Below are 8,756 nucleotides of genomic sequence, written 5' to 3' on the forward strand. Positions count from 1 at the left end.
CCCTATGCTGCATCCATGCAGTTAGCAACGGCTTTGTGCACTCCCAGATGAGCAGTTAAAGCCAAATATTTTTAAGTTTCCTGACATGTGCATGTTGCCGTGCATATTGAGCCCCATAAATCCTTTCTCACGCCCGCGGTCAAACTCTGGAACGTCTGCTAGGGCAGTGGTATACGCGCCATCCTCTTTATAAACACGATTGGTGAAGGTCGTATACTTTTCTGAATTGGCATAGCCTTCCTTATCGCCCTCACCGGTTCCGGTTTCAATAGCCAAAGTATTAAAACCCAAATTTCTGATTTTTAAAGGTTTATCATCATAAAAAGTGATTTTCATGGCAGTTTGAGGATCACCTGCCGCATTAGTAATCGTGGTGCCATCGATAGAAAACTTATCAATTTGCAGGGTGCCTTGTATGCCTTTAAATACCAGCCATTTTTTATTGCCTTGAGCATCAACATGATTGTTCGGAGAAATAGCCAAGCGACAAAACAAGGTGTTAATTCCACAATCTGTTGTTGGCTTGTAATACACCTCTAACTTATTAGCGACCGTTTCAGAAATTTGAGATTTCGTTAAATCAGTAGCGTATTGATGGTTGAGTGACAAGGTCCAGCTTAAATCTGCTCCACCTTGACCCGTTTCCGCTGTCATTTGCTGCGGATCAAGACTGACCAAGCCGGCTTGTGTCGCAAAAGAAATCCCAAGAACTGTAGCAAGCATTAACTTTTTCAACATTGCCCTATTCCTTTATAGACCTGTAGTTTTTATTTTTAGATGTTGAATCAACACACCATCAATCACTGCTGAACCAAAATTCCTCATTGAGTTATCAGTAGCCCCCCTAAATACCACACCAGTAGCATTATTATCATCTTTTGCCTTCAGCATATTGGTATTGGCAATACGTTCAACAGAACCAATGGCGATACTACTGTGAGTTGCATCGCGTCCTTGATACAAGGCAATGCTATCTGAAGCTTGAGCTTTAATTTCAGTACCACACGTATATACATTACATGTAGAGCCTAAAAGTGCTTCTGATCCTAAAAAACCACCTTTTCCATCTGGATAACGCTGATAAATCCGGTTGTAAATATCTGGAATTTTAGGAATACGTGTCACTTCCAAAATAATATTATTTCCTTCCGAACCCACAACAAAAGGCTGATACATACTTCCTAGTACCAAATTGATATTCGGGCTATATAAATACAATCCCTCGGTATCATGAAATATAGGAGCTGCAGAGCCATTTAAAGCAGGAGTCGGACCATCTCCATCAAGATTATTCTCTTTTGCTGCACTACTAATACGAATCCCTTTACTGTTCAAATTGTTTGAATCACTGGTCAAAGTAGAGGGATCATCATTAGTATTGAGTCGGATCAGACTCGCCAAGCCCAAGGTTTGACTATACGCAAGATCAGGCGATGTAAGGGTTTGAAATAATCGGACTTGTGAACCATTCATGCTCAAACCATTAGCAATAAACTGTGCACGGAAACGTTCAGAAATATCTAAGCCTGAAGTAGGTGCTCCGGTAGCATAATCTACGGTATTACTTGAATTCAAAGAACGTGAGAAAATATCAGTCCAGAAACCAAGCTTAATATTATTATCTGCTTCATTTGCAACAACTGTTGCAAGAGGTGCTTCCAAAGCTAGATAGCCCACTTCTTTTCCAGTATCCGTAAACTGTTTTACTGTTTCGGCTCCGGCATGAAATAACCAAGGATTGCTGGCTGTTCCCCAATTAAATCCCTGATTGCTATAACGTGTACTTAATGAGTCATCACTTTTAGAAAGAGCCAGACCGTAAATAAAGACGTCAGCTTTAGTACGTAAAGACCCAACCGTTGCAGTTAAAGCAGCACTTTTTGCAGTTTTTTCTGCATTTTCTACAACAGTTAAATGCGCTTTATCGCTTTCAGTTTTTGCATACTGTGACGCATTTGTGGCTGCTTCATCCTCTAATCTTGCATTAATTGTATCTGTTAATAACTTATCAACTTCTTCTTTTATTGCATTCTTACGACCATATTTTTTATACTCTTCTGATTTTAAATAGACATTTTTATAAAAATTAGAATTTATAAATTCTGATGTAAGTGTAGTATTGGTACTTTTCTCTCCGAATAGAATTTCAATCATTTCATAGGTATTTTTAATTGCTTGTGCTAATGATTTTTCTTCATTACCTCGTGTGCCACTCGTATTGTCATCTGTTCCATCATCAATAACGCTCCAAGGCCACGTAACACCATCTTTATAATCTGCTTTACGTTGTGTCAAATATGATTGCATTAAAGAAGAATTAAATAAATTCTCAACGGTCTTCGTACGATATGGTGTAGTTAAATCCCTATCAACTACAGTTTTTATAGCTTCTTTTTTAGTGGGATCATTAATATAAAATGTATAACGCTCTTCATATTTTTCCCCGTAAACATGATTGTATAACCGCCCCCTTTCATTGAGGTATTCCCTGTCGTAGGTACTCTGATATACTTTACTATATAGATTCGCTCCGAGCTTATTGTAGTTTTCACCTGTCGGAATAATACGAATAAAGCCAGTGTCTGCCTGACCTGGATTGGCAATACCTCGTGCATAGCTTGAACCACTGGAAGCATCATTCGGTGCCTGAAAAACCATTTTAAAGTCATCAAGTACCAGGGCAACACCTTCACCGGTAGTATCAGAAAGAGAAGAATCAGTTAATTCCTGCATTGCATGTGCAGATGGCAATAATCCTAAACCGATCATCATTGCCAAAAAGCTTTTACGAAATTGAAATTTAGCTTTTATTTGAGCCATCTCGACCTATCCTTCTTATCTGATGCTCCGCATCTTTATCCTTCAGCTTCCCAGCCTTCAATTTTTGATTTTTATGATGCTTAGCACATCTTTTTTATATATTCATTCTTCATTATGCTTATTTTTAGCAGGATTACCAAAGCCAAAAGACCAAAAACCCCGAGTTTCCGATGAATGAAACAGCAAAAAAAATAAGCGAGGCATTAGCCTCGCTTATTCAATGCTTTAAAACTATTAAGCTTTAGGCAAAGTAACGCCTGTCTGCCCTTGGTATTTACCACCACGATCTTTATAGGAGGTTTCACAAACTTCGTCTGATTCGAAGAACAGCATTTGAGCCACACCCTCACCCGCATAAATACGTGCAGGCAGGTTAGTTGTATTTGAAAACTCCAGCGTGACATGACCTTCCCACTCAGGTTCAAGTGGAGTCACATTCACGATAATGCCGCAACGTGCATAAGTCGATTTACCCAAGCAAACGGTCAGTACATTTCGTGGAATACGGAAGTATTCTACTGTACGCGCTAAAGCAAATGAGTTGGGTGGAATGATACAAACATCCGATTCAATATCGATAAAGCTTTTTTCGTCAAAGTTTTTCGGATCGACAATTGCAGAGTGAACATTGGTGAATACTTTAAACTCACGCGCACATCGCACGTCATAGCCATAGCTTGAAACACCATAAGAAATCAGCTTTTGACCATTTTCATCCAGACGAATCTGGTTTTCTGCATACGGTTCAATCATGCCGTGTTTTTCGCTCATTTCGCGAATCCAACGATCAGACTTAATTGCCATTGATATAATCCAAAAATCTTAAAAATAAGTAATTGCGACGTACTTTAACTGAAATTGGCACTAATGAAAATAAGCGAAATTCTGACAGCTAAATTTCAGGAAATTTAGCTGCTTTTTCAGGTTTAAAGACTGAGGAGTGCTGAATAGGATAAAGGTACAGAAAAGCTCATTAAAATAATGGAAGCGGTCTTTTGTAAGTTCTTTTGATTCAGCCAGCGATTGTTTTTTCTGGCCAATAAGCTACCTAAAAAGGTCCAGAAAAATGCGATAGGAATAAGTAATGCCAAGAATGCCAGCATATAAGTCACATAATATTGACTGCTTTTCCACACAATGACCGGGAAAATAGCCGAAGCAAATAATAATGCCTTAGGATTCAGCAAAGTCGCCAAAAATAGTTCCCGTGCCCGAATCGAAATACATTGAAAATTTTCACCAAGTTCTGCGGTACGCCATAATTTTAAAGCTAAAAATAGAATATAAGCAGCACTACAGAGTTTGAGAATATGAGGTAATTCCGGTAAATAGACCGAGATTTTACCAATCAAAAAGCCCCAGAATGTAATTGCGATGAGATAGCCGAAAGCTTCTGCAGGAATAAGGCGAAAAGTTTTTCTAAATCCAACTTGAATACCTGACGATGCCAATAAAGTATTGGTTGGGCCCGGTGTTAATAGAATGGCTGCCACTAAACCAATAAATAACCATGAAATCATAGTTTGACCTCGCTCTTAGGTATTAAGCATAAAATAATCCGGTCAAATCTGCAAAAAAATAATTGTAAGAGAACATATTAAAAAAAATTATATTTTATTTTTTTATTTATTTTCATATAATTATATAAAAATAAAAGAAAATTTTATTTCAGTCAATTTTGTCAATTTATAAAGCTATTAGCTCATCATAAAATTGCTATAAAAGTAGAAGTTTCAATAGAGTATTCGGACTTAAAATTCCTGAAATACTAGTCTCTATACCATGAAAGAAAAATTATCCAAAACTTTGAAATCATTATTTCTAGTAATCTTTGATTGAATTTTAACTAACTAAAAATCCCTGCTCTTGCATATGAACTTTGCACACTTCTATAGAAAGATTTAGTGATGGGAGCAACTTTTACCTAACTCCTAATGATTAAATTTCCACTCTCCATTTAAGATATCTATCTTGCTCAATTTGTTCAACATATTGATAAAGCAAAATTTCGAAAAAAATGTTATTAAAGGTATTCAGACAAAATAATTGCTGTTAAATTGTACAAGGACAACAATTGATAATTCACATTTTTTAACATCCAGACGGTTTAGTATATTGTTGTTTTAATTATATTTTAAGAACTACAGAATAATATCAGGAGTCATATATGAATAAATGGATCAAACTTTCAGTCATGAGCTTAGCGTTATCAGGCGTAGTTGCCTGCTCGAATGATAATGCACAAAATAAATCAGATAATCAGGCTGCATCTGGCGAGAGCGTAGCTGCAGATAAACTGCAAACCCGATTTGTCAATATTGCGACAGGCGGTGCCTCAGGCCCTTATAATGTCATCGGAACAGGATTGGCTGAAATCTATAACAAGACCTACGGCGTAAGTTCCAAAACCCAGACCACAGGGGCTTCTGTCGAAAATCTAAATTTATTAAAACAGAACAAAGTTGAAATGGCCTTTGTCATGAGCGACAGCTTAACTGAAGCAATTAATGGTCAAGGCAGTTTTAGTTCTAAAATTGACAACGTGCAGCAGATCGCTGCGCTTTATCCAAACTATGTACAGATTGTCACTTCAAAACGTTCTGGTATCAAAAATATTGAAGATCTCAAAGGCAAACGTATTGCAGTGGGCGCCCAGAATTCAGGTGTAGAAGTGAATGCCCGTACTCTATTGAACGGTTTTGGTATCACTTATAAGGATGTCAAAGTAGATTACTTAGGTTATGCCGAAGCAGCTGATGCCTTGAAAGGCGGTAAACTGGATGCAGCCTTCCTGACCAGTGGTCTTCCAAACTCTTCACTGATGGAGCTGCAACAGGGCTTTGATCTACAACTGGTGAGTATTAATCCAGATAAAGTGAAAGCGATTGCCAAAGATCAGGCGTATTTCCTGCCAATGACCATTCCTAAAGGGACCTATGGCAATGCTGAAGATATTCCTACAGCTGCGATCATGAATGCGCTGGTGGTTCGCTCAGATTTGTCTACCGATGATGTATATAAGCTAACCAAGACGTTCTTCTCCAGCTTGGATCAACTCGCCAATTCACATCAGGCTGCTAAAGAAATCACTTTAGAAGGTGCACAAAAAGGTCTGGTTGCTCAACTGCATCCGGGCGCGCAAAAATTCTATGATGAGAATAAAGCGAACTGATGAAATGGATACAAGGTGCAGCGATTGCTGCACTTTTTAGTTTGGCTGCCTTTTTTATTAGCTGTGTTTGGATAACATTTCCGTATATTTTTGTGGAAGTGAAAGAGCAAAATTTTCAATGCAAAATTGACCAGAAATCTTTTCAGCTGAGCTGGATGCATTCGGTAGAAAGAACACAGTGGAAAGAACGTTATCTTCTAGACAAGGACCATTTCATTCTGACAGATACTCAGTTCATTTCATTTGGTGCAGGTACACCTGATCAAGGTACTATTACTCGACAGGATGATGGCAATATCCATATGCAAATCAACCGGAAGATGAAAGAAATCAATTGGGTGATTTCACGCAGAATGCAGGGAAAAATTGAGAGTGCTGATCGGGTCTGGAATATCTATCAGGATTTTCCCGACTATAGCACGGTACAACTTTCTATAAAAAAAGACAGCCTATGGAAAAAAAGAGGTTTAAATGATTGCCTATGAATCCACAAGAAACAAGAAATGTGACCGAAGCACTGGATGACCAACAGCAACAAGAATTATTAGAAAAATTTGACCGTGAATCTGTCACTCGCAACCCGAATAACAAATCGGTTCGCTGGTTTATTGCTGCTCTGGCAATATCCTATTCTTTATTTCATCTTTATATTACTTTTAATCCCTTACCCGAACTGATCCAGCGTGCGGCGCATGTATCCATTGGTCTGGCGCTGATTTTCTTGTTATATCCAGCACGTCAAGCAAGTAGCCGACAAAAAGTCGCATGGACAGACTGGATTTGGGTGATCGCCTCTTTTGCTTCTTTCTTTTATTTATTTAAAGAGTATCAAGCGATTATGACCACTCGGGGAGGCATTCCCAATACGCTGGACATTGTCTTCTCGATTATGACAGTAGTATTGGTGGTTGAGGCTGCTCGAAGGGTAATGGGCTGGATGTTGCCGATCTTAGGACTGATTTTCTTAAGCTATCCATTTGTCAGTCATTTTGAATGGATGCCGGATCGCTTGCTCACTCGCCCCTATACATTCAGTGATATTTTCGGACAAATGTATCTGAAGACTGAAGGTTTATATTCTTCAGCCATTGGTGCTTCAGTCACCTTTATTTTCCTGTTTATCCTGTTTGGTGCCTTTCTGGCGAAATCAGGAATGGGAAAATTATTTAATGATCTCGCCATGGCACTTGCGGGACATAAGCAAGGTGGACCAGCCAAGGTCGCGGTGATTTCCAGCGGTTTTATGGGCAGTATCAACGGGACGGCGGTTGCCAATGTCGTAGGAACAGGTTCATTTACCATTCCTTTAATGAAGAAAATTGGCTATCACAAAAACTTTGCCGGTGCAGTGGAAGCCAGTGCTTCTGTCGGCGGGCAGATCTTGCCGCCAGTAATGGGTGCCAGTGCCTTCATCATGGCAGAAACCACGGGTGTCAGTTATGGCACGATTGCCTTAGCTGCGGTATTACCTGCCCTGCTGTATTATCTCGGTGTGATGGCACAAGTCCATTTCAGAGCTGGCCGAGATCACCTGAAAGGCGTTCCCAAAGCTGACCTACCACGAGTCAAAGAAGTCCTGAAAGAACGAGGACATTTATTATTTCCAATCGTTGCTTTGGTATTCTTTTTATTCCAGTCGATTCCAGTGAGTTATGCCGCTGTTTATACAATTTTGTTGACCATTGTGGTGGCAGCATTCAGAAAATCCACCCGTATGGGACCTAAGGAAATTCTGGAGGCTTTAGCTGATGGCGCCAAGCAGTCACTTTCCGTGATGGCGGCCTGTGCGGTCGTGGGTATCATTATTGGTGTGGTGAGTTTGACTAGCTTTGGTTCTGTCATGACTTCTTCAATCATGAGTATTGGTGCTGGCAGTCTGTTCCTCACCCTGTTCTTCACCATGATTGCATCGATGATTCTGGGCATGGGTCTACCATCGATTCCAGCCTATATCATTACCGCGACGATGGCAGCACCTGCTTTGGCCAACTTTGATATTCCAATCCTAGTCGCGCATATGTTCGTATTCTATTTTGGCCTGTTTGCCAATATTACCCCACCCGTCGCTTTGGCCGCCTTTGCCGGTGCCGGGATTGCCGGGGGTGACCCAATGCGGACTGGATTCCTGGCACTACGCCTATCTCTGGCTGGCTTTATTGTGCCATTCCTGTTTGTCTATAACCCGGCGATGCTAATGATTGATACGACTGATATTGCAGTCAATGCCAAAGAATTTGCTTTACCGGCATGGAATGTCATTTTAAGCATTACCGTGACGTCCATTGTCGGTATTCTGGCACTTGGCGCTGCAGTAGAAGGTTATTTTAAAACAGCTCTGAGCTGGTTCTGGCGCATCTTCCTGGGGGTGGGCGCACTCATGATGATTGTGCCTGAGACCATGACCGATATTATCGGCACCATCATGGTAATTATTGCGATTGGCTTTAATATCATTCAGGCAAGAAAAGAAAATACAGCTACGACTAAAACCTCATAAAAAAAAGAGAGCTTAAGCCACTGCTGTCCCATAGTTTGCTTTAAATAAAAAAACCTGAGTCCTAACAGTTAAAATATGAGTGCAAACAAACACTTTAACGACCAGGATTCAGGTTTTGTCACATCAGAATACCGTATTTCATGAGCTAATTAAACCTGTTGTGCGACAGGATTTTGAACAACTTGCTAAAGTACACCATGTTGGACAGAAATTTAGAGCGGCTTCCCGGTGGGATCAGTTTATTGCCATATTGATGTCTCAATTCTC

8 protein-coding genes are annotated in these 8,756 nt (G+C 39.9%); 4 read left to right on the forward strand and 4 right to left on the reverse strand.

Annotated features, from left to right (window positions below):
• Positions 1–21: 21 nt before the first annotated feature.
• From FTV34_RS08885 to FTV34_RS08900, 4 genes are all read right to left on the reverse strand, one after another.
• Positions 22–738: a hypothetical protein gene (locus FTV34_RS08885; RefSeq protein ID WP_180069964.1), complete on the reverse strand. Its 717-nt coding sequence runs from the start codon at positions 736–738 to the stop codon at positions 22–24.
• 12 nt (positions 739–750) lie between these two features.
• Positions 751–2,820 carry a hypothetical protein gene (locus tag FTV34_RS08890; RefSeq protein WP_180069966.1) on the reverse strand — a complete coding sequence of 690 codons (2,070 nt, stop codon included), beginning with the start codon at positions 2,818–2,820 and terminating at the stop codon, positions 751–753.
• A 234-nt stretch (positions 2,821–3,054) separates the two neighbouring features.
• On the reverse strand, positions 3,055–3,624 hold the full coding sequence (dcd, locus tag FTV34_RS08895) for a dCTP deaminase (RefSeq protein ID WP_004785008.1): 570 nt from the start codon (positions 3,622–3,624) through the stop codon (positions 3,055–3,057).
• Between the two features lie 122 nt (positions 3,625–3,746).
• Positions 3,747–4,340 (reverse strand): LysE family translocator, encoded by a 594-nt coding sequence (locus FTV34_RS08900; protein ID WP_034701986.1) that lies wholly within the window; start codon positions 4,338–4,340, stop codon positions 3,747–3,749.
• Between the two features lie 647 nt (positions 4,341–4,987).
• On the opposite strand from FTV34_RS08900, the gene FTV34_RS08905 reads away from it, so the two are divergent.
• The 4 genes from FTV34_RS08905 to FTV34_RS08920 form a co-directional block, all read left to right on the forward strand.
• On the forward strand, positions 4,988–5,992 hold the full coding sequence (locus tag FTV34_RS08905; RefSeq protein WP_159124389.1) for a TAXI family TRAP transporter solute-binding subunit: 1,005 nt from the start codon (positions 4,988–4,990) through the stop codon (positions 5,990–5,992).
• Positions 5,992–6,477 (forward strand): DUF1850 domain-containing protein, encoded by a 486-nt coding sequence (locus FTV34_RS08910; RefSeq protein WP_180069968.1) that lies wholly within the window; start codon positions 5,992–5,994, stop codon positions 6,475–6,477. Before FTV34_RS08905 ends, FTV34_RS08910 begins: the two co-directional genes overlap by 1 nt.
• Complete coding sequence (locus FTV34_RS08915; protein ID WP_180069970.1) at positions 6,474–8,489, forward strand: TRAP transporter permease; 2,016 nt, start codon at positions 6,474–6,476, stop codon at positions 8,487–8,489. Before FTV34_RS08910 ends, FTV34_RS08915 begins: the two co-directional genes overlap by 4 nt.
• A gap of 115 nt (positions 8,490–8,604) precedes the next feature.
• On the forward strand, positions 8,605–8,756 hold a 152-nt coding region (locus FTV34_RS08920), incomplete at its 3' end, for a DUF4372 domain-containing protein (RefSeq protein WP_141214591.1).

Source organism: Acinetobacter sp. YH16038 (assembly GCF_013417275.1).
In the GTDB taxonomy this organism is placed as follows: domain Bacteria; phylum Pseudomonadota; class Gammaproteobacteria; order Pseudomonadales; family Moraxellaceae; genus Acinetobacter.